Genomic DNA, 23,335 nt, shown 5'->3' with positions numbered 1-23,335 from the left:
CCGCGGTGCGCCGCTGCAGCAATTCGAAGATCCCGGCCAGACTGCGCGCCATCGCCACCGCCACCTGACGATGCGCACCCTCCACCACCGAGAGGACACTGCCGTCAGACCAATCATCGAACACATGTTCGATTATACCAGTGCCGGCTGACGCGTTGACTCATCAGAAGTGCGCGCGTAGATATTCGTCATTTCCGGTTCTGACGTCGGGGAACTACCGTTTACCCGTGCTGAACGAAACGCTCGAAGACACGCTGCTCCCCAACGGCCTCACCGTCGACGCCGCGCGCGCAGAAGCCGCAAGGACCTACGAACTGGACCGTGCCCACGTGTTCCATTCGTGGTCGGCGCAGGCCGACATCTCCCCCATGACGATCGTGGCCTCCGAGGGCTGCCACGTATGGGACGGGGACGGCAACAAGCTGCTCGACTTCTCCTCCATGCTGGTCAACACCAATATCGGCCATCAGCACCCGAAAGTCGTCGCCGCCATTGCCGATCAGGCCGCGAAGCTGTGCACGGTGGCCCCTCAGCACGCCAACGACGCCCGCTCGGAGGCGGCTCGGCTCATCGCCGAGCGCACTCCCGGCGAGCTGAACAAGATCTTCTTCACCAACGGTGGCGCCGACGCCGTCGAGCACGCGGTCCGCATGGCGCGCCTGCACACCGGCCGCTACAAGGTGCTGGCGCGCTACCGCTCCTATCACGGTGGCACCGAGACCGCGATCAACCTCACCGGTGACCCGCGGCGCTGGCCGAACGACCACGGCAACGCCGGCGTCGTCCACTTCTTCGGCCCGTTCCTGTACCGCTCACAGTTCCACGCCACCACGGAATCAGAAGAGTCCGAGCGTGCCCTCAAGCACCTCCACGACACGATCCGGATGGAGGGCCCGAACACCATCGCGGCCATCATTCTCGAGTCGATTCCCGGCACGGCGGGGATCATGGTGCCGCCGCCCGGCTACATCCAGGGCGTGCGCGCGCTGTGCGACGAGTACGGCATCGTCTTCATCGCCGACGAGGTCATGGCCGGCTTCGGCCGCAGCGGAAAGTGGTTCTCCATCAACCACTTCGATGTCGTCCCCGACCTGCTCACGTTCGCCAAGGGCGTCAACTCCGGCTACGTCCCGCTCGGTGGGGTGGCGATCAACCCGGCGATCAGCGAGACATTCGCCCACCGCGCCTATCCGGGCGGCCTCACCTATTCCGGCCATCCCCTCGCCACCGCCGCCGCCGTCGCGACGATCAACGCGATGGCCGACGAGGGCATCGTGGAGAACGCGGCGAATGTCGGCGCCGAGGTGATCGGCCCAGGTCTCAAAGAGATTGCCGCCAAGCATCGCTGCGTCGGCGAGGTCCGTGGCGCAGGCGTGTTCTGGGCGGTCGAACTCGTCGCCGATCAGACCACCCGCGAACCGCTGGCCCCCTATGGCAGCTCCAGTGCCGCAATGAATTCCGTCATCGCGGAGTGCAAGAAGCTGGGCCTGCTCCCCTTCGCCAACTACAACCGCATCCACGTGGTGCCGCCGTGCATCATCACCGCCGAACAAGCACGTGAAGGGCTCGCCATCCTCGACCGCGCGCTCGACGTGGCCGACGCCGCGATCGCCGGCGCCTAGTCGAGCTCGCCTCTGGCACCCCGCTCCAGGGCGGCGCGAGCCCGCTCGGGTAACACGATCAGCCCGTCGAGTTCGCGCCGCGCCAGCTGGTAGGCACGGTCCCGCTCCTGCTGTGTGGCACCGGAATCGACTGCCACGCGCAGCAGGCGCTGAGCCCGAACCAGCCGTTCCTGTTCCACGACAGAAAAATTGGTACGACCGCGGCGGATCGCTTCGGCCTCGGCGATGTCGAATGCGGTGGCGTAGTCCTGCACCGCATCGAGATACTCGGATGTCGCTTCGCGGTCCTCGACGAGGTCGGAGACATCCGAGGGACGCAGAAGATCGGCCCGCAGTTTGGCGCGGTGGAAGCGCTGGGTGAGTGGATCACGCATGTCGGTCATCAGCGGGTAGTCGAGAGTCTTCTCGACGTCGATTTCGTAGGCGAGCCACCGGGTATCCGTCCTATCGTGCGTGCCGATGGCACGCGATATCGCGTTGCGCTGAGAGGATCCCCTGTCGACCTGCGGGCCGCGCGCGCCGACAACGGCGCGAAACGTCGCGTAAGCCACACCCGCCAGCGGTACAAGGATGAGCAACAGCTCCGCGAGCCGGATGATCAGTCCCACACCGCCAGCATGCCTCACCACTCCTTCAGAAAACCTTCATAATCGAGATGGTTTTGTTTTCGCATCACCCGGCAACAGTTCTGTTATGCGACACAAGACATCTGCTTTCGGAATCTTCGGACCTATGCTCTTCGCGGGCGCCGCGGCGACTGCAATCGCTACCGCGCCCCTGACCATGGCCCAGCCCGCGCCTCCGCCGTGCTTCAATGCCGACGGCACCCCGTGCGCCAGCGTCGGCACCGCCGGCCCTGGCGGCGCCACCGCCGCCATCCCGGGCGGACCGGCTGGTACTGCCGGACCCGGCGGCGCCAGCGGCAGCACCAATCCCGGCGGTGTGTCCGGCGCTGCGGGTCCTGAGGGTGCGACCGGCGCCATTCCCGGCGGACCGGCCGGCACTGCCGGACCCGGCGGCGCCAGCGGCAGCACCAACCCCGGCGGCGTCGGAGGCACGGCCGGACCCGACGGAGTTTCGGGATGTATCCCGAACGTCGGTTGCGCCTCCATCCCGGTCGGCTGACCAAGACACACCCACACCCACGTATTCTGCGAGGCCGGACCCACTCGGGTCCGGCCTCGCAGTGCTGTCGGGCTACCGTGTCCGGCATGAACACCAGAGTCCCGGCAACGCTGCTGGACGGTCGAGTAGCGATCGTCACCGGTGCCGCACGTGGAGTCGGCAAGGGTATCGCCGCGGCGCTGACCGAACGCGGTGCTTCCGTTCTCCTGGTGGACCGTGACGACGAGCTGCTGCACGCGACGACCGACGACTTGCGCAAATCGGGACGCGCCGTCGAAGCCCTCATGGCAGATCGTCGCGACCCCGACAGCGCCCGCCACATCGTGGCGACCACGCTCGACAGATTCGGCACAGTGCACGGGCTGGTCAACAACGCCATCGCGACCAATGAGCCGAAACCGTTCCAGGACATCACCCGTGAGGACTACGACCTCGTGTTCGACGTCGGGCCACGTGCCACCTTCGAGTTGATGCAGGCCGTCTATCCGGTGTTCGTCGACAACGGCGGCGGCAGCATCGTCAACCTGGGATCTGGTTCGGGCACGATCGGCCTACCCAGATTCGGCGCCTATGCCGGGGCGAAGGAAGCCATCCGTGGAATGTCGAAAGTCGCTGCGCTGGAATGGGGCCGACTCAATATCCGAGTCAACGTGGTGTGCCCGTACGCCGAAACCGAGAGCATCAGGACGTGGCGGGAGTGGGATCCCAAGACCTATGAGCGCACGGTACGCGGGGTGCCGATGGGACGCCTCGGCGACGTCGTCACCGACATCGGTCCGGCGGTGGCGTTCCTGCTCAGTGACGAAGCCGCGTTCGTCACGGCACAGACGATCATGCTCGACGGTGGGGCCGCCGGGTTTCGGTGAGGCGCGAGACGCAGTAGGTCGCGAGAACCTTGACCAGGGAGGCTATTTCGGCAAGGATTTGGTGTCCGTCGTGTGAGTAGAACTCCAGCAGGAAGCACTGCTGCCCGGCGGGCAGACCGATGCCGAGCACTGCCTGGTAGCCCAGTTTGGCCAGCAGCGCGGTCTCGGCGGGATCGGAGTCGTCCAGCCCGATGGCGGCGACGAAGCAGGTTCCCTCCGCCAGGGCCTGCACCGTTGCCGGGTAGTCGGTGAGGGTGTAGAACTCCGGTCCGAGATCCGTCATCACCGACAGGCCGGATTCCTCCTGCCGGACACAGTCCACGCCGCGAATCCTCTGCAGCACATCGTGATCCTCCGTGCACCCGGAAATCACCCAGGCCGCGGTGCCGCACACTTGCTGCACCTGCATGGCGAGAATCTCCAGCGCCTCGGGCACCGTGAGATCGGGGCGCGAATCGAGAATGCCGACGACGACGGCGGCCAACCGATCGATCCCGATCGGCCTGCCCGCGTCGCGGTCACGGCGGTCGATCCCGCCCGCCACCGCTGACGTTGCGACGACGGTGCTGTAGCGGGCAGGCCCCTGACGCTTGGCCTCCATCAGTGCGGCGTCCGCTGCGGCGAGAAGGTCGCTCCCGCTGCGAATGCCCTGACCGGTTGTCGCGGCGCCCCAGGACAGGCTGACCTCGGTGACCGCTGCCTCCCGAATCGCCTTGGTCGCGTCGATGGCGAAGATCTGGGCCGACGCCAGGGTGGCGTCGCGCAACACGACGCAGAACTCATCCCCGCCCAGGCGTGCGGCGATCGACCCGCCAATCGCGACGGACATGTGCTCGAGTTCGCGTGCGACGTCACGCAGCAGTCGGTCACCGGCGGGATGACCGTCGCGGTCGTTGATTCGCTTGAAGCCGTCGAGATCACACAGCAGTGCGACGACTGAATCGGTGTTATCCCAATCTATTTCAGCCAAGTACTGGTCGATGGCGCGCCGATTGGCGATGCCCGTCAGCGGGTCCTCGAACGCATAGCGCCACACCGTCGTCAGGAGTTCCGAGCGGCCTATCGCCATGGCCGCATGAGCGGCGATGGCCTGGATGAGCTGCTTGTCACCGTGGTCGAATCTGCGGCCGTCGTCCCCGGTCGCCCAGATCAGGCCCCACATCGAATCGCCGACCATGACCGGGACCGCGAGCTCGGCTTCCTTACCTACGCTCTCAAGTGCAAGCACGGATTCGACCGGACAGTCCTCGTCATCGAGGGCATTGGTGTACGCGATTCCGCGGCTGAGCAGCGTGTGGACGTTCGATTCAGGCGTCACCTCGTAGAAGTCGTCGACCGGCCACCTCTGTTGGTGCGGCGCCAGGTCGCCGACGTTGATCAGGGTGCGCAAGGCGGCACGGTCGCGTTCCCATCGGGTGATCGTGAGGGCCGCTGTCCCCAGAGCCGCCCGCGCCTGCTCGGCGACGACCTCGAGCACCTCGTCGAAGTAGTTCGCCCGCGACACCGCCTCCGAGATGTGAAGGAGCGCCTTGAGCACGGGGAGCTCGTCGGCAGCATCGCGCTCGGCGAGGCCGGAACCGCCGTCACCCACTCCGTGCACGTATCACCCCCTGGCGCCGATGAACGTGGCGCAAACAAAAATGGTACCGCGAGTCCCTGTAACCTGCGGTGCTGTGCAGCCGATACCTGTGATCGCGTTGACCGGCTATCTCGGCGCCGGAAAGACCACGCTTCTTAATCACGTGCTGCGCAGCCCGAATGCCCGGATCGGCGTCGTGATCAACGACTTTGGCGAACTCAACGTCGACGCCGGACTGGTGACGGGCCAGGTCGACGAGCCCGCGTCGATCGCCGGCGGCTGCATCTGCTGTCTGCCGGACGAGGGCGGACTCGACCTCGCGCTGGCCCGGCTCGCGGACCCGAAGTTGCGCCTCGACGCCATCATCGTCGAGGCGAGCGGACTGGCCGACCCCGTCGCGGTCTCCCGCATCATCCGGTTCAGCGGTGTCGACGGAGTCAGACCCGGCGGCATCGTCGACGTGATCGACGCCGCCTCCCACTTCGACACCGTCGACCGGGACGCGCACCCGCCGGCCCGCTACGGCGCGGCCACACTGGTCGTCGTCAACAAGCTCGACCAGGTCGCCGACCGCGCCGACACGCTGCAACGCATCGAGTCCAGGATCCGCGAACTGAACGCCCACGCCTACGTGGTGGGTGCCACCGGCGGGCGCATCGACCCCGCGCTGCTGTACGACATCGCCACGGCCGCACAGGAATCCGGACAGTTGACGTTCCGCGAGTTGCTGTTCGACGCCGAACCGCACGCCCACGATCACGACCACGTGCATGCGGACTCGGTGACCGTGTTCACAGACGGCTGTGTCGACCCCGGCGCCGTCGTCGACCTCCTCGAGGAACCGCCGACGGGGGTCTACCGCATGAAAGGCACGATCGCGGTCCGTTACCGATCCAGTGTCCGGATGTACACGGTCAACGTCGTCGGACCGTCGGTGCACATCGCCGTCGCGCCGCCGCGCGCGGCGGCCAACAACCTGGTCGCGATCGGAATGGAACTGGACACCGAGGCCGTGCGTGACCAGATTCGGACGGCGCTGGCCGCGACCTCCGGCGCCGCTCCCGCGCAGGGTGTGCGGCGCCTGCAACGCTATCGCCGGCTGAGCATCTGATCAGCGCATGCCGTCGAGGATGGCGAGCATCTTCGTCGTCGTCGCCCAATTCCGGATCGTCATCAGCCGATACTCCGGGGTCCCGACGATGCGGTTCATCTTGCTCTTGGTGCGCTTGGCCGACAGTCGGGTGAAGTACACGACACCGCGCCCCTTCCACGCCTCGTCGACCCCGTCGCGTACCTGGACGACACCCATCGCCTGCTCGACGGTCAGCGGCGTCTTGAGGAAGACGACGTCCCGATGATGGTCCTGGGTGCGCGCGACGAAGTCGGCGGGCGCCTTCTCGACGATGGCACGCAATTCGCGGTGCGACCGCACCACCACGACCGGAGCGCTTTCCAAGCGTTCCGTCAGCAGCGCCTCGATGTCGGACTCCAACGACTTACGCGCACCGTCGAACTCGAAAGCGACGTTGCCTGACTGGATGTAGGTGGTGACGTTTCCGTAGCCGGCGTCGGAGAACACCGACCTGAGGTCCGCCATCGAGATCTTGTTGCGGCCGCCGACATTGATGCCACGCAGCAGTGCCGCATACCGGGTCGTCGATCCCATGGAGGGCGACGCTACGGGATACTGACCCGATGGCAGATCGGAACGTTCTCGGTGGACCGTTGGACGCCTGTGGCACCGAACCTTTGACAGGTTTCTACCGAGACGGCTGTTGCAGTACCGGAGACGAGGACCTCGGCAGGCACACGATCTGCGCCGTGGTGACCGCGGACTTCCTCGCCCACCAGCGCTCAATCGGCAACGATCTCTCGACTCCGATGCCTGCGTACCGGTTCCCGGGGCTGGTGCCCGGTGACCGGTGGTGCGTCACGGCATTGAATTGGCTCCGGGCGCATGAGGACGGACAGGCATGTCCGGTGGTGCTGGCGTCGACCCACGAAAAGACGCTGGAGGCGGTGCCTCTTGACGTGCTCCGGCGCTATGCGGTTGACGTCCCGGACGACCTCGCCGATCTATAGACGTGCGTCGCCGCCGTCTTTACGATCTTGATTCATGGTGAAAACCCTGCTGACCTCCTGCGGCGCCGCTCTGGCGCTGTCCGCCTGCTCGTTCTCCTTCGGCGGACTCGACTACGACAGGCTCGAGGAGGAGATCACCAAAAAGCTCGACGAGAGCTACTCCTCGATCGACCAGAAGGTCTCCAGCGTGACGTGCCCCGAGCAGTCACCAAGCCCGAAGGCCGGCAGCACATTCGACTGCACTGCCGAGGTCGGCGGGCAGACGGTGCGCGTCGGTGTGACGGTCAAAGACGACGACTACAACGTGAGCTACGAGACCAGGGACACGCTGTACGAGCTCCCGACCGTGGCCGACACGCTGGGCGAAGAGGTGAGCAAGCAGGTTGGTTTCCCGGTGACCGTGGATTGCGGCGAGGGTCTCAAAGCGGTCGAGGTCGGTACGACGTTCGACTGCACCGCGTCCGACGAGCAGGGCGCCGAACGCACGGTGCAGGTCACGGCAGCACCGGTCGGTGAGGACGACAGCTGGGAGCTCCTCGACAGCTGATCGCCGCCTGGTTAGCTTCTGGTATGGCCTTGGTGCAGACGGTGAACATGGCGGCGTCCCCTATCGATATGCGGCGGCGCCGCTCGGGGATCGACAAGCGGCCGAGCGCCGAACCGTTGGTGGTGCGGGCGCCGGGACCGCGCAAGGGTGGGCTGGGCAGCGGCGTCGTCGGCGACTCTATCTGCGACAGCAAGCACCACGGCGGCGACGATCAAGCCGTCTACGCCTATGCCAGGGAAGACCTGGACCGGTGGGAGGGAGAGCTCGGGCGCGAGCTGACCAACGGCATGTTCGGGGAGAACCTGACCACCTCCGGGGTCGACGTCACCGGGCTCCTGATCGGCGAGCGTCTGACGGTCGGAGAGGACGGGCTGGTACTGGAAGTGACCAGCCCGCGCACGCCGTGTCAGACGTTTGTGGAGTGGCTCGGCATCCGTGGCTGGATGAAGACGTTCACGGCTGCGGGTGACCCCGGTGCGTACTTCCGCGTCATCCAACCGGGGACGATCCGGGCAGGCGACCGCATCGACGTGCTGTCCAGGCCGGACCACGATGTGACGATCGGCACCGTGTTCCGGGCGATGATGGGTGAATCCGACCTGATGCCTGCGCTTGCGGTCGCGGACGCCCTTCCCGACAAGATCAAAGCGCTGGTGGCCAAGCGCAGCCAGGGTGTGAGCTGAGTCCCATCTGGCCGAAACGAACCTGTGCCGGTTTCGGCCCCGGGGCGGGGCGGGAACGCATCAGTGCGCGTCGACAACGCCGTCGCGCTCCACGTGCCCACTGACAACCGCTCCCAGGAGTCTTCTTCTGTCATGGACGACGCGATCGGACTTCATTCCGCAACGCATTTGGCCGGCGACGCCGCATGGATCGCCGGCGCCATCGCCCTTGCCTACGCGATAGGACTCGCTCTGTCGTGGATTCTGCAACGGCTCGGACGTCGCAGCACCCTGCTGCATCACGTCGCCGACCTCACCCGCCGACCCCTGCGCGCCACCCTGGTGGTGATCGCCGCGTCGGCGGCGGTTCGGCGCACCGTGGACATCAGTGCCAGCTGGCGCAGTTGGGCGGACCATGCCCTCGTCATCGCGCTCATCGCGACCATCACGTGGATGATCGCCAGCCTGGTGCGGGTGGCGGAGCGAGAGGTGATCTCCCGCTTCGCCGGTGGCGACGAGGGGTTGACCGACGCCGACCGCCACCGCCGCAAAATCAAGACCCAGGTACTGACATTGCGCCGCATCGCGGTCGCGATCATCGTCATGCTCGGCGTTGCCGCTGCGCTGATGACGTTTCCGTCGTTCAGCGACATCGGAAAGACGCTGTTCGCGTCGGCCGGTGTGCTGACCGTGGTCGCGGGCCTGGCCGCGCAGACCTCCCTCGGATCCGTCTTCGCCGGAATCCAGATTGCGTTCTCCGACGCCATCCGAGTGGGTGACGTCGTGGTACTCGAGGACGAGTGGGGACGCATCGAGGAGATCACGCTGACCTACGTCGTGGTCCACCTGTGGGACGAACGCCGCCTAGTGCTGCCGTGTACGTACTTCACCAGCACGCCGTTCCAGAACTGGACACGCAACGCCACCGAGCTGCTCGGCACGGCCGAACTGGACGTGGATTTCACGGTGCCATTCGACGCCATGCGCACCGAGCTGGATCGGCTACTGCACGCAAACCCGTTGTGGGACGGCCGAGTCGGTGTTCTCCAGGTGACCGATGCCGTCGAGGGACGGGTCCGGGTCCGGATGCTTGTCAGCGCCTCCAACGCCGGCCAATTGTTCGACCTGCGCTGCGACGTCAGGGAGGGCATGGTCTCTTGGCTGCAGCGGACCAATCCCGGTGCGATGCCCCGTCAGCGCCTCGAGCACCAGAGTGACGTCAGTCGACAGCCGCAGAATGACGTCGCCCAAAACGGCAAATCGCAGGCCGACTCCGGGCTGTTCAGCGGAAGCTTCGAAGCGGACCGCCGGAGCCGGGCTTTCGACGCCGATCTCGCGAGCGTGCGTTACGACGGTGGCTGAGTGATAGGGGACCGGACCCAACGGGCTGTCGCCGCCGCAGTTGGCGCGGCACGCGAACTCGGCCTTCACGTCGAGCACCCCACCGTGTTGCATGACGTCTTCTCGGTGGTCGTCCATCTCGGGCCGGAGCCGGTGGTGGCACGCATTCCGGTGGTCTTGACCGCAAGCCTGCTCCCCGAACGCCAGGCGGCCAGGCAGCAGCGCGAACTCGACGTGGCCGCTTGGCTTGACGGACAGGGTGTTCCGGTGGTTGCGCCGTCACCGCTAGTACCCCGGTCTCCCGTCCGACGGGACGGGTTCCCCATGACGTTCTGGGAGTTGGCCGACGTCGCCGACGACCACCAGCCTTACCAGGGTGTGGATGTATCGTTCGCGGCGCGCTTGCACGCCGCGCTCGCCCGCTATCCGGGAGAGCTGCCGTTCCTGGCACCGTTCAACGACGGTCTGCCGGATATGCTGGCCGACCTCGACAACGTGGAGGTCCTCACGCCCGCCGAAATCGACCGTGCGCGTGTGGAATACGAGGCACTGAGCCGGATACTGGCGGATCCGACGACGTTCACGTCGGCGTTTCCGAAGGCCTCGGTACAGCCAATCCAGGGAGATGGACCGTCCCACAACGTGATCCGCGCCAAGTCTGGCGTGTTGTTTTCCGATTTCGAAGATGTCTGCCTCGGCCCCGTCGAGTGGGACCTCGCGATGCTGGGAAAAGACGCGGTCGACCAGTATGAGAGAACAGCGCGAGAATTGGGTCTGCGCGGCACCGATCCCGAGGTGCTGCGTGTCATGGACTGCGCGCGTCGACTTCAGTTCGTGGGTTGCCTGACGCTGATTCCTCAATTGCCTTTGCTAGCTCAGGGTTTGGGCACAGCGCTGGAGGAGTGGCGCGGCACACCGGTGTTCAGCGGCTAGGTCGGCAGCCCGTAATCCATCGGCGGCCCGTTCGGTCCGACTGCCGTTTGGTCCGCGATCGCCGTAGCGACCGCGACGCCGTCGTGGACCACGCCGACCACCACCACGTGACGCTTCACTGACGGCGAAGCGATCTGGGCCGTCTCGGGCGTGATGCGGAATGTCGTGGTCTGCCCGTCTGGGGTACTTGTCGTGAACGAATTCCCCGACACAGCGATGACCTGTCCCTCCCGCTGTATCTGCTCCCGCGCGGGCGACTCGGCGACGGACGGTCGCGGTTCCGCGGTGGGCTGAGCCGGTGCCGGTCCGACGATCTGCATGGTCAGTAGCCAACCTGCCGTCCCGGCCGCACCGAGCACGGACGCGGTGGTGACGCGGCGCCCGAATTGGCCGCCTCGGCGTGTTTGCCGGTGTCGTCCGCAGTGGTGGGTCGCAGTCACGAGTGTCATCTACCCAGCACGCCGCAGCGGGAAACGGCAATGCCGTTCTCGGTGTCACTTCCAGGCGAAAACTGGCTGCTCAAGGCCGTCGACAGGGTCGCTGCGCCCCTCCAGGCCCAACCACCGCAGCTGCAACAGCACCGCTCCCGTGGGTGCATGGATCAGGTCGTTGCCGAGTGGAATCTGAACCACCGGTCGAGGGCTTTCGGGAATGTCGATGAATCTGGGGGAGTCCTCGCGCAGGAGCTGATGCAGGCCAACCCGGTACACCGCAACAACCTCATCGGGCGAGGGCCGTGGTTCCAGGCGTCCCGCCCCCCAGATCACCACAGGGGTGATGACGTACCCAGAGCGGGTCGGGTAGTCGTCCAGCATTCCGAGCACGGACGACTCGGGGAGCCGGACTCCCACTTCCTCGTCGAGTTCACGCAACGCAGCCTCGACCACCGTTTCCCCCGGGTCGAGTCGACCTCCCGGCAGCGCCCACTGCGCCGAATGCGACGACAGCCGAGATGCCCTCCGGCACAACAGGAACGCGGCTCCCCCGGAGACATCGACCATCCGGCCGTCGAGATCCTCGGGCATGGGGCGGCCCGCGATCCAATCGTCGACCGGCGCCGGGTCGACTCGGTCCTCGCCGACAAGGGAATCGACCAACACCACGGCGACGGCGGCGTGGCGCTTCGAGGGGTCTGTCACACTTCGGCGATCGTGTGCCGCAAGACGCTCGCGGATCCGGTCCCGTAGCTCGTCGTCGTAGCCGATCGTCACCCTTGAAAGACTATGACGGCGGTCAGCGATCGCTTAGAGTGCCTTCCACCAGCGGACCGAGGCATTCGGGTTTCCCCAGTACTCCTGCGCGGTGGGGGTCTTCGGTCTACCCCATTCGCGCAGGGCAGCGATCGCGCGCGCAAACGTGGTCGAGAATGACCGCCGAGTCGACGGCACGGAAAGCGACGGCATTGTGGCCTCCTGCGGTGGCTGGCTATGTGGCTTCGGCTCATTACCCGTTGCCACTGAAGCTAAACGCGCCGAGGCCGACACGGATTTCTCCGCGCCGGCCTCGGAAACGTCGGTGTGGCTAGTTGTTGATCCCCACAACCTCCTGCGCAATGGCGGCGAGACGGGTCTGCGCTGCCGAAACCACGCGCTGGCGGTCCTTGTGCGCTTCCTCGTACGCCACGATCACGCGGATGTCGGCGGGATCCTCAAGCTCCTTGACGGCATTGGCCGCATCTGTGACGTTGAGGTCGTCGTAATCGGCGATCGGCAGCTCCTCGGCCGCGAGGACGCCGGTAGCGCCGCGAGCCTTGTGGATCGCGTCCGCGGCATCTTCGGCACCCTGCTCCCGGCTGATGCGTTCGGCGGCCTGTAGGGCCGAATCACGCGCACCTGAAAGCACCTTCGTGGCTACTTCGCCGGTCTTCGAGCCGCGCTCCACCAGCTCGTCGAAGTTCGGACGGACTGAACGGAGCGCCTCGGCGATCCGCTCTGCGCCGCGTGTCGACCAGGTGAACGGTAGGTTGGCGAATTTGACCGCCAGCCCCGCGGCCGCCTGCAACGGTGTGCGCTTGAGCGCAGCGGGCCCACCCAGGGCGTCCTCGGCCAGTACTGTGGTCAGCCATTCCACGGTCGCGGAGTGCGCGGTGATGAGGCGCGTCGCAAGGTCTTCGATCTCGGGTTCCTTCGCCGAAACCGCCAATGCTTTGACGTAACGCGAACGGTCGAGCAGCTGCCCTTCCAGGGCCAGATCGCCGAGCAGCGCCTCGTCGAAAGGCTCTGCCTGCTCGGTGAGCGCCTTCACGGCCGCAGCTGCGCGTCCCAGGAAAGGCCCGATGATGTCAGGAAAACCGCCGAGGTCACGAATCGCTTTCTCGATCGCCTCGGCGCGAATTTTGGCGTTCTCGGCGTTTTGCGTCAGCTCTCGCTGCACCGCCTCGGTCCGGGCCTGTGCAGTCCTGGTCTCGGCCACCTGGATCTCGGTATGCGTCAGGTCCAGCACTGTACGCAGTTGCGCGATCAGCGTTGCCTTGGAGGCGTTCACTGCGGCGGAATCAATCGTCTTGTTCGAAGCCATGATTGTCTCTTCACTCCTTGTTGGAAGACTTGGCGTTCTCCGGTCAGCGCAGATGTGCGCTTGAAGTTCGGTTACCCGCTTGGGGCCATCCCGATCGCGGATATGGCCCGATGTGAAATTCCCGGCAGAACGTGTAGCAGCCGGGGGGCCCTGGGTACGTCGCCTGGGTACTACCGTTTGCCTGAATGCATGGCGGGTACCTACGGCGGTGTGATCCCGTTGCTGCTTCAACCCACTCTGCCCGACCCTCGTGGTCCGATCTCGATGTCGGTCATCGAACTGCTCGCCGAGCGCGCGCCTCTCCGTTACCTGGCGCGGGTGGAAACCTCGTTGGCCGACGCGGATCCCGCCGGCATCGATCTGCAGCTGGCGCTCTACGTCTGCTACGAACTGCACTATCGAGGCTTCGCCGACGTGGACTCCGCATGGGAGTGGAACGCAGGGCTGCTCGATCTGCGCGGACGCCTGGAGGAGTTGTTCCTCACCGACATCCAAAGCTGCGTCGGTCCCATCGAGGCTGACGTCAGCGCCCTCGAAGAGCTCGACAAGCTGTGCGTCGAACCGGTCAACGGAAACGGACCCTCGTACTTTTTGCGCGATGAGGGCACCTGGGAGCAGATGCGCGAGTACTTCGCGCACCGGTCGCTCTATCACCTCAAGGAGGGCGACCCTCACGCGTGGGCGATTCCACGGCTCACCGGCCAGGCCAAGGCGTCGTTCGTTGCCGTGGAATACGACGAATTCGGCGCCGGTAAAGGCGCCCGGTTGCACCAGCAGCTGTTCGCCGACCTGATGGAGGCCGCACAGCTGGACACCGCCTATCTCGGATATCTCAATGATGTTCCGGCCGAGTCCCTGGCGGTTGTCAACGTGATGTCGCTGTTCGGGCTGCATCGTCGCCACCGGGGCGCCGCTGTGGGCCACTTCGCAGCCACCGAGGTCACCTCCCCGCCCGGATCACGCCGGATGGTGCAGGCGCTGGAACGGTTTGGCGCACCGCAAGAGTGCCGAGCCTTCTACGCCGAGCATGTCGAGGCCGACGCGGTGCACGAGCAGGTGGTGCGTACCGACGTGGTGGGTGACCTGGTGGCCCGAGAGCCGGACCTCAACGCCGACGTCGTGTTCGGCATCCGGGCTTTCGATCTGATCGAGAACCGCTTGGCCGATCACCTGATGGCGAGCTGGCAGGCCGGCCGCCCGTCGCTGCGACGAGAGCTGGACTGAGCGATCAGGTTGCCCGCTCTTTGCGGCGATGGCTCGTGTCGCACAGCGGGTAGGTCTTGGAGCGCCGGCACGCGCAGATCGCGACCATGAAGCGATCGGATTCCACCGTGCTACCGTCCGGAAGTTCGATGCGCACAGGACCTTCCACCATGACTGGCCCGCCGGGAACGACGCGGACCAGTCGTGGCGGTGCGTCACTCACGGCGCGTCCGCACGGATGACAACGATCCGCTCGCAACGACTGCCCCGCGAGAGCAGACCCGCTCGCACGAGCCAGGGGGCGCGCGCCGTCATCACCGGACCGAACGGAATCAACTGCTGAGCAATGACTTCGGCGGACATGCCGTGTTCCCTCAGCGCCCGCAGAGTGCGCTGCACGTCCGAGCACTCGGACTGGACGATCAGCATCGTGCCGCCCTCGTCCAGCAGACGGGGCGCGGCAGCACACATCGGGTCGAGTACAAGCCTGCCGTCAGGCCCGGCGTCCCACGCCCGTGAAGGGCCGGCCGTCGCCGCGACGGCTCCGCCCTCGCCCGTCGGGCAGACCGGAACGTAGGGCGGATTGGCAAGCACCACGTCGAAGGGACCGAATTCGATTGCGCGAGCCCATGACCCACGGTGGACGGCGACCCTGTTGCCGACGCACAAAGCCTCTTCGCGCGCCCGCTGGACCGCCTTGTGGCAGATGTCGAAGGCAGACACCTCTTTGGCACCTGCCACCGCTGCGGCCACGGCGACCACGCCGCTGCCGGTACACAAATCGGCGACCCTGGCCCCCGGCACCACATCGGCCTGGACCATCGCGTCGATCAACAGTTGCGAATCCTCTTGCGGGGGATAGACGTCGACTGCGATCTCAGGGGTGTCGAAGTCGGTATATGCGCTCGTCACGCATCCTTGATGCCCACTTCGGCACCCTCCAAACGTTTGCCGCTGGGAGGCGCGAGAATCCTGCCGGCGCGTGAGCGGCTAGAGCCGTCCGACCGCGAAAGCCGCGCCCTCGTTCGTCATGCCGTTCACCGGGTAAAGGGCGTGTGCCACACCGGGGACACCACCGGGGCTGCCGTCGCAGATACCGTCACCCGGCGCGCACAGTTCCTCGGTCTTGTCCGCATACAGCGAGCCGATCGTGATAGCCGGCGCTCCGTACTTCGACAGGAAAGTGCCGGACGGAGCTCCGAAAAGCACGACCGCCGCGACATTCTGCGCCGCCTTCGGGGGCAGGGGCGAGGGAGCGATCGCGGTCGGCACGGAACTGGGCACCGTATCCGATGTCGTGAAGCCCGAGACCACCGCACCCTGGGAGTAGCCACCGAGAATGAGGCGGGTGTTCGGGCACACGTCCGACATGGTCTGCACCCTGTCACCCGCGTCGCGGATGCCGTCGATCACCGTCTGTGCGAACACAACACGGTCGTCGAAGTTGTTGCCCGCCGGGTAATTCACGGCGTACACCCCCACCGACCGCGGCGCGGCCTGCGCGCGGACCGCATCGACGAATGCCTGGCCCACACCTCCGACTCCCGGCGCTTCGCCGGTGCCACGGGCGAAGATGACCTCGACGTCGGGGCAGGGTTGCTGCGCGGAAGCCGACGGGGCGCCGACGCCCAGAACAGATGCACAAACTCCGACGACGGCGGCACCGGCCGCACCCACCATTGAACTGATCTTCATCGAGCTGCTGTACCCCACGGTTCATTCGTCAAACGCCGATGCCGGCCGCCGCGTCCAGATACTGCAGCAAGTCGTGGGCGGCCAGTTCGACGGATTTGTGCCGCCACTGCGCCGCGCGGTACACGCAGGCGATCAGGCCACTGCGATGGACCCTGCGGAAGTCGCCGCACACGAACGCGTAGCGCGCTTTGGTCTCCTCGGCGGCCCCGTCCGTCAGACCAAGGTGCCAGCGCCCGTACTCCTGCCAGCTGTGCGACTCCAGGTAGGCGTTCTGCGCTGCGGCATCGGGTTGCACGTCACCCCAGTCGCTGTCGAGCACGTACTGGCGTGAGTCGACGAGACCGCGGACGAACTCGACCGCCGGTCCGTTGACCTCATACCTGGCCATCGCCGTCGTGGGGGGTAGGGCTCTGCGGGGACTCCCACTTGGATTCCAGCGTGCGCACCACGACGGTGTCACCGGGCAGCTCGACGTCACACGTCTCACCGTCGTCGCCCTCCAAGGTCACGATCATCGTCGTGCCTGACGCATTCTCGCGGGAATCGATGTGCACCACCTTGTACTCCCCCGGCCCGTCGCCGCGGTTGGGCACAGCCAGCGTGATGAGGTCGCCGGGCGCGACGTTGTCGAGACGGTCGTTGTCGGACTGAGCTGTCATGGGTTCGACGTTAGAGGACGCGGGAAATCACGGGTATGAACGAGATCAGTTTGGAGGAGCTGTCCACCGACAAGCACGGTTTCACGATCGACGACAGGGACGAGGACGAACCCGTCCTGCTCGACAGGGATGGCAATCCGGTGGAGACCTGGCGGGAAGGCTATCCGTACAAGACCAAAATGCGCCGCTCGGACTACGAGCGGGAAAAGCGTCGGCTACAGATCGAGCTTCTGAAGTTGCAGAAATGGAGCCTGCGCACCGGTGCGCGGCACCTCATTCTGTTCGAGGGTCGCGATGCCGCCGGCAAAGGCGGCACAATTGCCCGCTTCATGGAACACCTGAACCCGCGCGAGGCGCGTGTCGTCGCGCTGGACAAGCCCACCGATCGTGAGAAGTCGCAGTGGTACTTCCAGCGGTACGTGCAGCACCTCCCCGCCGCAGGCGAGATCGTGCTCTTCGACCGCTCCTGGTACAACCGGGCGGGGGTCGAGCGGGTGATGGGGTTCTGCAGTGTCGAGGAGTACGCCGAGTTCATCAGGCACACGCCTCTTTTCGAGCAGATGCTGGTCGAGAACGGCATCCATCTCACGAAGCTGTGGTGCTCGGTGTCGCCCGCAGAACAGCGCACACGGTTCGCGATCCGGCTGGTGGATCCGGTTCGCGAGTGGAAGTTCTCACCGATGGACCTCGAGTCCGCCGACCGGTGGGGTGCGTACACGCAGGCCAAGGAGGACATGTTCGCGGCCACTGACACCGACGTCGCCCCGTGGATCGTGGTCAAGAGCAACGACAAGAAGCGAGCGAGGATCAACGCGATGCGGCATGTGCTCGACAAGGTCGACTACGACGACAAGGACCACGACGCGGTGGGCGAGCCCGACCCGCTGATCGTGGGTCGGGCGCTCGCCGATTGATTCGACGAGCTTTCAGCGGGTAGTGCTGCACGCAGAACACGAAAGGAACTGACACATGCCCAACGAACTCAACGGACGCCGGATCGCCTTTCTCGCCGCCGACGGCGTCGAGAAGGTCGAGCTCGAGCAACCGCGCGCTGCGGTGCAGAATGCCGGCGGCCACGCCGAACTGCTGTCGGTCAAGGACGGCGAGATCGACGCGCGCAACCACGATTTGGAGCCGGCCGGAACCTTCCCGGTCGATCGACTCGTCGGTGACGTACGCGTGGACGACTACGACGCGCTCGTGCTGCCCGGCGGCACGGTGAACGGGGACAAGCTGCGCCTCGACGAGGCTGCGGTGGCATTCGTGCGGGAGTTCGTGCAGTCCGGCAAGCCGGTGGCCGCGATCTGCCACGGACCGTGGGCGCTGGTGGAAGCCGACGTCGTCAGGGACCGGACCCTCACGTCTTATCCGAGCTTGCGCACCGATCTGCGCAACGCCGGTGCGACGGTCGTAGACCAGCAGGTGTGCATTGACGGCAACCTGATCACCAGCCGCTCACCCGACGATCTCGACGCCTTCTGCCAGGCCATCACCGACCAATTCGCGAACACCCCCGCTCACACATGACCACCACCGTCCCGCCGACGTGATGTAGCCGGGGGCGTTTTACACCAGCCTGTCGGGGCACCCGAAAAACATGCAGTATCGCAACGCACGCGCAATCACCGTTGGCGGCGTGCTGGCCTCGGCTGTTCTGGCCGTAGCGCTGGTCATGCCGGCGGCGCGGCTCCTTGGTACCGAGGACGGTCTTCTGCAAGGCATGGCGCTGTTTGCCCTCCCACTCCTGGCCGTGTTGACCGCCACCGGCATCCCGTTCTACGGCTTCTGGCGGGCCTCGTCGGTCGCCGTGACGCTGACCCTGGGCGTGTCTGTCGCCATGTGGCTGTTGGCGCTGTTCGCCGTCGCAGGCGCGCTCAGCGGATCCGCATCCGCATTGATTCTGACGATTGCGGTGCTCGCGGTACCGGCGCTGCTTCTCGTCGGTGCTGGACTCTTCACGATGCGGTTCCTCAACGGAGCCACCCCGATCGAAGAACGGGAGCCATCGCCGTCGCTGACACCCCCGGAATCACGACTACCGCGGCGCTGAGGACGAGCGACGAATTCTCGGCAACAAACATGTATGTGCTATGCATATTTGGTGCCGCAGTCCCGTTATGATCAGCTCGACGAGCTGCTGACGCGCATCCACGGTGCACGGCAACGGCCTCACTGGAGGCACCGCGTTCTGCGCGCCGTCGAGCAGTGTCAGCACAACGGCGGAGCCTCGGTCCGCGATGTCGCCCAGTTCATGGCGGTCGAGCATTCGACGGCGAGCCGTATCGTCGCCGCGGTCGTCGCCGAGGGACTGCTCACGAAGTCTTCTGCCCACGATGACCAGCGACGGTGTGCTCTGGTGCTGACCGACGTGGGACGTAAGGAACTCGCCGCGGTCACCGACCGGCGCCGCGATCTGGTCGCCGCGACGGTGGCCGATTGGCCGGAGTCCGACGTCGGCACCCTGTTGTCTCTTTTGGAGCGGCTCACCGAGCGCTTCGAACGCGCGGCCGCCGAATGACGGCGGAGGTTAACGCGCCCACACTCGCCGCCCGCAATGCACTCGGGCTGATGTTCGACCGTGTTTTCGGTGCGTTGTTCTGGGGCAGGATGTTCGCCGTCGTCGGAGTGTGGACGCACGGCATCGTCGCCGCCATCGTGATGTACGACGCGACCCGCTCCGCATTGATGGTCGGTCTGGTGGGTGTCGTCCAATTCGCACCGCAGATCATCCTCAGCCCCACCAGTGGCAAATGGGCCGACGCCGGAAACCCTGTCAGGCAGATTCTGCTGGGTCGGGTCTTCTGCGTTGTCGGCTCCGGCTCGATCGCCGCATGGATGTTCGTACAGCCCGGACTGCAGGGCGCCGCCATCGCAGTCCCGATTCTGCTCGGCACAACCCTGGTCGGCTTCGGCTTCGTCGTCGGCGGCCCTGCGATGCAGTCGATCGTGCCCAACCTGATTCGCGAGGGTGAGCTCGCAACAGCGATGGCGCTCAACAGCATCCCGATGACCGTAGGCAGGATCATCGGGCCCGCCACGGGCGCCTATCTGGCCGCGCACGTAGGACCGGCGACAGCGTTCACGGTCAGCGCCGTCCTGCATTTCGTGTTCGCCATCTTCCTGGTGGCCGTCCGCTTCCCCGCGCCACCGGACCGCGTCCCTGGTGCGGACTACCGCGTGCGCGTTGCCGTCCGGTACGTCGTGCAGGACCGACCGCTGCTGCTCGCACTGGTCGCGGTGACCACGGTCGGCATCGTCTCCGACCCATCCATCACTCTCGCCCCGTCGATAGCCGACGCTCTCGAGGGCGGGCCCAGCATGGTCGGCGCACTGTCGGCGGCGTTCGGTGTGGGAGCGGCCGTCGGGATGGCGGCGCTGGCGCTGCTGCGAGGACGGATCGCGTCGGCATTCGTCTCCTCGATCGGCATGGTCGCTCTGACGCTCGGCAGCATCGTGTTGGCCCTCGGCATCCAGCCGTGGGTGGCGTTCACCGGTTTCGCGTTGGCGGGCTTGGGTTTCGGCATCGCGATGACCGGCCTGGCGACCGTTGTGCAGGAACGGGCCCCCGCGGAACTTCGCGGCCGGATCATGGCGCTCTGGCTCGTCGGCTTCCTCGGCTCGCGGCCGATCGCCGCCGCCGTGCTGGGCGGCACCGCCGACCTCGTCAACGTCTACGTCGCGTTCGCCGTCGCAGCCACGCTGAGCCTGATGGTGACAGTCCTGTGCCGGCCCTCCAAGCTCGTCGGTGTGAACGTCTAGCTCGGCCGACTTTTACCGGTGAGCTGCTTGATCGTGTTGATCTCGCCGGGGCGATACGGGCTACCGTCGGTGTTCAGAAGGTCGTGGAACCACAGCCGCGGCGCGGTGACCGGCTTCTGCCAGGAGTCCCACGGCAGGTAGGTCTGCGACTTGCCGGCAACGAAGCCCCACGTGTAGGCGCCGATGTTGTGGCGCTTCATGATCGGCAGGATCGCCTCCACGGTGCTGCCCAGTGTCCTGGCCATGTACTCGGTGCACAACATCGGCCTACCGAAGCCGAACAACTCCCCCAACCGATCGTTGAAGCCCGACGGATCGGCGTAGTTGTGGAAGCTGATCACATCCGACAGATCGAGCTGCATACGGTTGATGTCGTTGCGGCGCGCAGGATCTCCCCACACTCCGTCCCACACACCGCTGGTCAGCGGCTGGATCGGGTCGACGGACCTGGCCCACTGGAACACCTGGGGCAACAATTCGCCCACCCGCTCGGTCTTGTCCTTGCGCTCGACAGCTTTGTAGACGTCAGCCGGGTTGTCCGGTTCGTTCCACAGGTCCCATCCCAGCACCCGTTTGTCGTGGCGAAATTGGCTGAGCACGCCGATGACGTAGTCCCTCATGACGCGGCGGTAGCCGGGATCGCCGAGGTGGTCGGCACCCGGACTCTGCACCCACCCCGAGTTGTGGACCCCGGGGGTGGGGTCGCGTTGCTTGCCGAGCCTCGGATGCGGATCCCAGCAGGAATCGAACAGGACGAACAGCGGCTTGATGCCGTGGTGTGCGGCGAGGTCGACGAATTTCGCCAGCCGACGCTGGAAGCCGTGCCGGTCCTGCACCCAGAGCAGGTCGTGCAGAAAGACGCGAACTGTGTTGAACCCGACGAACTTTGCCAGGCGTAATTCGGTGTCGATGCGACGCAGATCGAACGTGCCCGGCTGGAACATCTCCAGCTGATTGATGGCGTTGGCGGGGATGAAGTTGGCCCCGACGAGCCAGCCCTGTGCGCGGTGCCAACGGTGAGCACGGTCAGCCGGCCAACGGCTCAGCTCGGCCGACGCCCGCGGCACGGTGGTCAGTGCCATACCTGCCGCGAGCACCACCGGCAACTTCAGCGCAGTGCGACGCTCGACAAGTGGGTTGGGCGACAAGGTGCAATCCTTCGGTCTGAAGATCGGTCGTCCGGCCGAGCGACGCTGCGCGGGACCGAACTCCGTAAAGGACCGGCGAATCGACGGTCGCCAGTGTATCGACGCTGCCGCGCCCCTCGTTACAGTCGCTGTGCAGACCAAGATAGCTCATTGATCAACGCGCAGAGACGATTTCGCAAACCGTGTCGGTGTCAAGCCGCCAGGCGAAACGGAACCGCACTCAAGCGGTGAGGACCGACTTCAACGTCTCGTCGAGGATGTCGAGCCCGGCGTGGAGCTCGGTCTCGGTGATCGTCAACGGCGGCGCGATACGGAAGATCCCGCCCATGCCGGGCAGCTGGACGATGTTCATGTGGAGCCCGCGATCGAGGCAGGCCGCCGTCACCTTCGCCCCCAGTGCATCGGCAGGTGATTTGGAGGCTTTGTCGGACACGAGCTCGATACCCTGCAGCAGACCGCGGCCGCGTACGTCACCCACCTGTTCGTAGCGCCCCAACATGTCGGTGAGGCGTTCGCTCAACTGCCGGCCCAGCGCCGCCGCCCTGGCCACGAGGCCGTCCCTTTCGACCACAGCGAGCACCGTGCTCGCCACCGCCGCGGCGAGTGGATCCGACACGTGGGTGGTGAAGAAGAGGAAACCTCTGTCGTGACAGGCGGCTTCGATCTCCTCGGTGGTGACCACGGCGGCCACCGGCAGGCCGGCGCCGAGTGTCTTCGACAGCGTCAACAGGTCGGGCACCACACCGTCCCTCTCGAACGCGTACATCAGGCCGGTGCGTGCGATGCCGGTCTGCGCCTCGTCGACGATCAGCAGCATGTCGCGTTCGATGCACATCTCTTTGAGCCGGTGCAAGTACCCCTCGGGAAGTTCGATGATCCCGCCCGAGGACAGGATGGGTTCCACCAGACAGGCGGCCAGGCTGCCCGACGACTGCGCGTCGACCATGCCGAACCCGTACTCGAGTTCGGTCTGCCAGTCGTGGGTGCCGTCTGCGTGGCGGAACGGTGACCGGTACGCGTTCGGTGTCGGCAGCGTCAAACTCCCCGGCATGGCGGGACCGTAGCCGCGGCGACCCGCGCTGAACGTCACCGACGCCGCGCCCGTCGTCATCCCGTGCCACGATCTGTCGAACGACACGATCTCGTACTTCCCGGTGTACAGCTTGGCCATCTTGATCGCGGCCTCGTTCGATTCCGCGCCCGTGGTCAGCAGCAGCGTTCTACTCAGCGGCGGCGGCAGCGTCTTGGCCAGCGCCCCCGCCAGTTCCACCACCGGCGGGCTCAGCATCCCGCTGTACAGGTGGTCGAGCGAAGCCACCGCCTGGGACACCGTGGCCACGACATCGGGATGTCCGTGCCCGAGGACGGCGCTCATCTGCCCGGAGGTGAAGTCCAGGATCGCCGTTCCGTCCGTGTCATAGACGTAGCTTCCCTTGGCGCGCCCGATGATTCGCGGGACGAACGCCGCGCCGTAGCGCACGAGGTGACGATCCGCGACCTGCCAGAACTGCTCGGTGTCCACGGCGACACCTTACGTGCCGGCCTCATTCGTCGTCGGTGTCCGGAATGCCGCCAGGCGCGTCTCACGCGAAACCGG

General features: G+C 66.0%; 28 protein-coding genes. 15 read left to right on the top strand and 13 right to left on the bottom strand.

Translation table 11 applies throughout. The annotated features are described in order from the left end of the window. Positions 1–227 precede the first annotated feature (227 nt). Positions 228–1,622 (top strand): aspartate aminotransferase family protein, encoded by a 1,395-nt coding sequence (locus AWC12_RS12450; protein ID WP_085174577.1) that lies wholly within the window; start codon positions 228–230, stop codon positions 1,620–1,622. Here the strand turns inward: AWC12_RS12450 and AWC12_RS12445 are convergent. Further along, the gene (locus tag AWC12_RS12445; RefSeq protein ID WP_085174575.1) at positions 1,619–2,230 is read right to left on the bottom strand and encodes a hypothetical protein; all 612 of its coding nucleotides are present in this window, start codon (positions 2,228–2,230) and stop codon (positions 1,619–1,621) included. The genes AWC12_RS12450 and AWC12_RS12445 overlap by 4 nt on opposite strands. 124 nt (positions 2,231–2,354) lie before the next feature. On the opposite strand from AWC12_RS12445, the gene AWC12_RS12440 reads away from it, so the two are divergent. Then, positions 2,355–2,747: a hypothetical protein gene (locus AWC12_RS12440; RefSeq protein WP_200864952.1), complete on the top strand. Its 393-nt coding sequence runs from the start codon at positions 2,355–2,357 to the stop codon at positions 2,745–2,747. Between the two features lie 86 nt (positions 2,748–2,833). Next, complete coding sequence (locus AWC12_RS12435; RefSeq protein WP_085174573.1) at positions 2,834–3,613, top strand: SDR family NAD(P)-dependent oxidoreductase; 780 nt, start codon at positions 2,834–2,836, stop codon at positions 3,611–3,613. Here the strand turns inward: AWC12_RS12435 and AWC12_RS12430 are convergent. Continuing rightward, complete coding sequence (locus tag AWC12_RS12430) at positions 3,579–5,213, bottom strand: diguanylate cyclase domain-containing protein (RefSeq protein ID WP_085174571.1); 1,635 nt, start codon at positions 5,211–5,213, stop codon at positions 3,579–3,581. The two genes, AWC12_RS12435 and AWC12_RS12430, sit on opposite strands and share 35 nt — an antisense overlap. A gap of 73 nt (positions 5,214–5,286) precedes the next feature. Between AWC12_RS12430 and AWC12_RS12425 the strand changes: the two genes are divergently transcribed. After that, positions 5,287–6,303, top strand: coding sequence for a CobW family GTP-binding protein (locus tag AWC12_RS12425; protein ID WP_024444824.1), 1,017 nt, complete (start codon positions 5,287–5,289; stop codon positions 6,301–6,303). On the opposite strand, the gene AWC12_RS12420 is transcribed toward AWC12_RS12425, so the two are convergent. Beyond that, on the bottom strand, positions 6,304–6,858 hold the full coding sequence (locus AWC12_RS12420) for a DUF1697 domain-containing protein (protein ID WP_085174569.1): 555 nt from the start codon (positions 6,856–6,858) through the stop codon (positions 6,304–6,306). Positions 6,859–6,887: 29 nt separating this feature from the next. On the opposite strand from AWC12_RS12420, the gene AWC12_RS12415 reads away from it, so the two are divergent. The 5 genes from AWC12_RS12415 (at position 6,888) to AWC12_RS12395 (ending at position 10,757) form a co-directional block, all read left to right on the top strand. Beyond that, positions 6,888–7,274, top strand: coding sequence for a DUF2237 family protein (locus AWC12_RS12415; protein ID WP_024444822.1), 387 nt, complete (start codon positions 6,888–6,890; stop codon positions 7,272–7,274). 34 nt (positions 7,275–7,308) lie between these two features. Continuing rightward, positions 7,309–7,821 (top strand): DUF4333 domain-containing protein, encoded by a 513-nt coding sequence (locus tag AWC12_RS12410; protein ID WP_024444821.1) that lies wholly within the window; start codon positions 7,309–7,311, stop codon positions 7,819–7,821. Positions 7,822–7,844: 23 nt separating this feature from the next. Next, complete coding sequence (locus AWC12_RS12405; protein ID WP_085174567.1) at positions 7,845–8,504, top strand: MOSC domain-containing protein; 660 nt, start codon at positions 7,845–7,847, stop codon at positions 8,502–8,504. 132 nt (positions 8,505–8,636) lie between these two features. Next, on the top strand, positions 8,637–9,845 hold the full coding sequence (locus AWC12_RS12400) for a mechanosensitive ion channel family protein (RefSeq protein WP_024444819.1): 1,209 nt from the start codon (positions 8,637–8,639) through the stop codon (positions 9,843–9,845). After that, a complete protein-coding gene (locus AWC12_RS12395; RefSeq protein ID WP_024444818.1) occupies positions 9,846–10,757 on the top strand; it encodes a phosphotransferase family protein in 912 nt (303 codons plus the stop codon). Here AWC12_RS12395 and AWC12_RS12390 read toward each other — a convergent pair. The 3 genes from AWC12_RS12390 to AWC12_RS12380 form a co-directional block, all read right to left on the bottom strand. Beyond that, positions 10,754–11,206, bottom strand: coding sequence for a hypothetical protein (locus AWC12_RS12390; RefSeq protein WP_024444817.1), 453 nt, complete (start codon positions 11,204–11,206; stop codon positions 10,754–10,756). The genes AWC12_RS12395 and AWC12_RS12390 overlap by 4 nt on opposite strands. Before the next feature lie 45 nt (positions 11,207–11,251). After that, positions 11,252–11,968 carry an NUDIX hydrolase gene (locus AWC12_RS12385; RefSeq protein WP_024444816.1) on the bottom strand — a complete coding sequence of 239 codons (717 nt, stop codon included), beginning with the start codon at positions 11,966–11,968 and terminating at the stop codon, positions 11,252–11,254. Positions 11,969–12,278: 310 nt separating this feature from the next. Continuing rightward, complete coding sequence (locus AWC12_RS12380; RefSeq protein WP_200864951.1) at positions 12,279–13,274, bottom strand: ferritin-like domain-containing protein; 996 nt, start codon at positions 13,272–13,274, stop codon at positions 12,279–12,281. Between the two features lie 189 nt (positions 13,275–13,463). Here AWC12_RS12380 and AWC12_RS12375 point away from each other — a divergent pair, with 189 nt between their 5' ends. Next, a complete protein-coding gene (locus tag AWC12_RS12375; RefSeq protein ID WP_036464070.1) occupies positions 13,464–14,498 on the top strand; it encodes an iron-containing redox enzyme family protein in 1,035 nt (344 codons plus the stop codon). Positions 14,499–14,502: 4 nt separating this feature from the next. On the opposite strand, the gene AWC12_RS12370 is transcribed toward AWC12_RS12375, so the two are convergent. The 5 genes from AWC12_RS12370 to AWC12_RS12350 form a co-directional block, all read right to left on the bottom strand. Then, positions 14,503–14,700, bottom strand: coding sequence for a CDGSH iron-sulfur domain-containing protein (locus tag AWC12_RS12370; protein ID WP_024444813.1), 198 nt, complete (start codon positions 14,698–14,700; stop codon positions 14,503–14,505). After that, positions 14,697–15,389: a HemK2/MTQ2 family protein methyltransferase gene (locus AWC12_RS12365; RefSeq protein ID WP_024444812.1), complete on the bottom strand. Its 693-nt coding sequence runs from the start codon at positions 15,387–15,389 to the stop codon at positions 14,697–14,699. Before AWC12_RS12365 ends, AWC12_RS12370 begins: the two co-directional genes overlap by 4 nt. A gap of 78 nt (positions 15,390–15,467) precedes the next feature. Then, positions 15,468–16,172 carry a cutinase family protein gene (locus tag AWC12_RS12360; protein ID WP_024444811.1) on the bottom strand — a complete coding sequence of 235 codons (705 nt, stop codon included), beginning with the start codon at positions 16,170–16,172 and terminating at the stop codon, positions 15,468–15,470. A gap of 28 nt (positions 16,173–16,200) precedes the next feature. Beyond that, entirely contained in the window at positions 16,201–16,560 is a 360-nt protein-coding gene (locus AWC12_RS12355) for a hypothetical protein (RefSeq protein ID WP_024444810.1), read from the bottom strand. Next, positions 16,547–16,831 carry a hypothetical protein gene (locus AWC12_RS12350; protein ID WP_024444809.1) on the bottom strand — a complete coding sequence of 95 codons (285 nt, stop codon included), beginning with the start codon at positions 16,829–16,831 and terminating at the stop codon, positions 16,547–16,549. The genes AWC12_RS12355 and AWC12_RS12350 overlap by 14 nt, the downstream gene beginning before the upstream one ends. 35 nt (positions 16,832–16,866) lie before the next feature. On the opposite strand from AWC12_RS12350, the gene ppk2 reads away from it, so the two are divergent. The 5 genes from ppk2 (at position 16,867) to AWC12_RS12325 (ending at position 20,590) form a co-directional block, all read left to right on the top strand. Further along, entirely contained in the window at positions 16,867–17,745 is an 879-nt protein-coding gene (ppk2, locus tag AWC12_RS12345; protein WP_051226495.1) for a polyphosphate kinase 2, read from the top strand. 55 nt (positions 17,746–17,800) lie between these two features. Further along, positions 17,801–18,358, top strand: coding sequence for a type 1 glutamine amidotransferase domain-containing protein (locus AWC12_RS12340; protein ID WP_024444807.1), 558 nt, complete (start codon positions 17,801–17,803; stop codon positions 18,356–18,358). Positions 18,359–18,428: 70 nt separating this feature from the next. Beyond that, positions 18,429–18,881, top strand: coding sequence for a hypothetical protein (locus AWC12_RS12335; RefSeq protein ID WP_024444806.1), 453 nt, complete (start codon positions 18,429–18,431; stop codon positions 18,879–18,881). Between the two features lie 33 nt (positions 18,882–18,914). Continuing rightward, on the top strand, positions 18,915–19,349 hold the full coding sequence (locus AWC12_RS12330) for a MarR family winged helix-turn-helix transcriptional regulator (RefSeq protein ID WP_024444805.1): 435 nt from the start codon (positions 18,915–18,917) through the stop codon (positions 19,347–19,349). Beyond that, positions 19,346–20,590, top strand: a complete 1,245-nt coding sequence (locus tag AWC12_RS12325) for an MFS transporter (RefSeq protein WP_085174565.1) — start codon at positions 19,346–19,348, stop codon at positions 20,588–20,590. The genes AWC12_RS12330 and AWC12_RS12325 overlap by 4 nt, the downstream gene beginning before the upstream one ends. Here the strand turns inward: AWC12_RS12325 and AWC12_RS12320 are convergent. After that, entirely contained in the window at positions 20,587–21,672 is a 1,086-nt protein-coding gene (locus AWC12_RS12320; RefSeq protein WP_051226502.1) for a glycoside hydrolase 5 family protein, read from the bottom strand. The genes AWC12_RS12325 and AWC12_RS12320 overlap by 4 nt on opposite strands. A 286-nt stretch (positions 21,673–21,958) precedes the next feature. After that, positions 21,959–23,260, bottom strand: a complete 1,302-nt coding sequence (locus AWC12_RS12315) for an aspartate aminotransferase family protein (RefSeq protein ID WP_085174563.1) — start codon at positions 23,258–23,260, stop codon at positions 21,959–21,961. Positions 23,261–23,335 lie beyond the last annotated feature (75 nt).

This window comes from Mycolicibacterium iranicum (genome assembly GCF_002101705.1).
GTDB lineage: Bacteria > Actinomycetota > Actinomycetes > Mycobacteriales > Mycobacteriaceae > Mycobacterium > Mycobacterium iranicum.
Note: the sequence above shows the minus strand (reverse complement) of the source record. Positions and strands in the feature narration are given on the sequence as shown.

Bases quoted from the DNA above. Each gene is read 5' to 3' on its own strand.
- AWC12_RS12440 (WP_200864952.1), top strand. From the start codon at position 2,355: ATGCTCTTCGCGGGCGCCGCGGCGACTGCAATCGCTACCGCGCCCCTG.
- AWC12_RS12435 (WP_085174573.1), top strand. From the start codon at position 2,834: ATGAACACCAGAGTCCCGGCAACGCTGCTGGACGGTCGAGTAGCGATC.
- AWC12_RS12420 (WP_085174569.1), bottom strand. From the start codon at position 6,858: ATGGGATCGACGACCCGGTATGCGGCACTGCTGCGTGGCATCAATGTC.
- AWC12_RS12415 (WP_024444822.1), top strand. From the start codon at position 6,888: ATGGCAGATCGGAACGTTCTCGGTGGACCGTTGGACGCCTGTGGCACC.
- AWC12_RS12410 (WP_024444821.1), top strand. From the start codon at position 7,309: ATGGTGAAAACCCTGCTGACCTCCTGCGGCGCCGCTCTGGCGCTGTCC.
- AWC12_RS12405 (WP_085174567.1), top strand. From the start codon at position 7,845: ATGGCCTTGGTGCAGACGGTGAACATGGCGGCGTCCCCTATCGATATG.
- AWC12_RS12400 (WP_024444819.1), top strand. From the start codon at position 8,637: ATGGACGACGCGATCGGACTTCATTCCGCAACGCATTTGGCCGGCGAC.
- AWC12_RS12390 (WP_024444817.1), bottom strand. From the start codon at position 11,206: ATGACACTCGTGACTGCGACCCACCACTGCGGACGACACCGGCAAACA.
- AWC12_RS12380 (WP_200864951.1), bottom strand. From the start codon at position 13,274: ATGGCTTCGAACAAGACGATTGATTCCGCCGCAGTGAACGCCTCCAAG.
- AWC12_RS12375 (WP_036464070.1), top strand. From the start codon at position 13,464: ATGGCGGGTACCTACGGCGGTGTGATCCCGTTGCTGCTTCAACCCACT.
- AWC12_RS12360 (WP_024444811.1), bottom strand. From the start codon at position 16,172: ATGAAGATCAGTTCAATGGTGGGTGCGGCCGGTGCCGCCGTCGTCGGA.
- AWC12_RS12355 (WP_024444810.1), bottom strand. From the start codon at position 16,560: ATGGCCAGGTATGAGGTCAACGGACCGGCGGTCGAGTTCGTCCGCGGT.
- AWC12_RS12350 (WP_024444809.1), bottom strand. From the start codon at position 16,831: ATGACAGCTCAGTCCGACAACGACCGTCTCGACAACGTCGCGCCCGGC.
- ppk2 (WP_051226495.1), top strand. From the start codon at position 16,867: ATGAACGAGATCAGTTTGGAGGAGCTGTCCACCGACAAGCACGGTTTC.
- AWC12_RS12340 (WP_024444807.1), top strand. From the start codon at position 17,801: ATGCCCAACGAACTCAACGGACGCCGGATCGCCTTTCTCGCCGCCGAC.
- AWC12_RS12335 (WP_024444806.1), top strand. From the start codon at position 18,429: ATGCAGTATCGCAACGCACGCGCAATCACCGTTGGCGGCGTGCTGGCC.
- AWC12_RS12330 (WP_024444805.1), top strand. From the start codon at position 18,915: ATGTGCTATGCATATTTGGTGCCGCAGTCCCGTTATGATCAGCTCGAC.
- AWC12_RS12325 (WP_085174565.1), top strand. From the start codon at position 19,346: ATGACGGCGGAGGTTAACGCGCCCACACTCGCCGCCCGCAATGCACTC.
- AWC12_RS12320 (WP_051226502.1), bottom strand. From the start codon at position 21,672: ATGGCACTGACCACCGTGCCGCGGGCGTCGGCCGAGCTGAGCCGTTGG.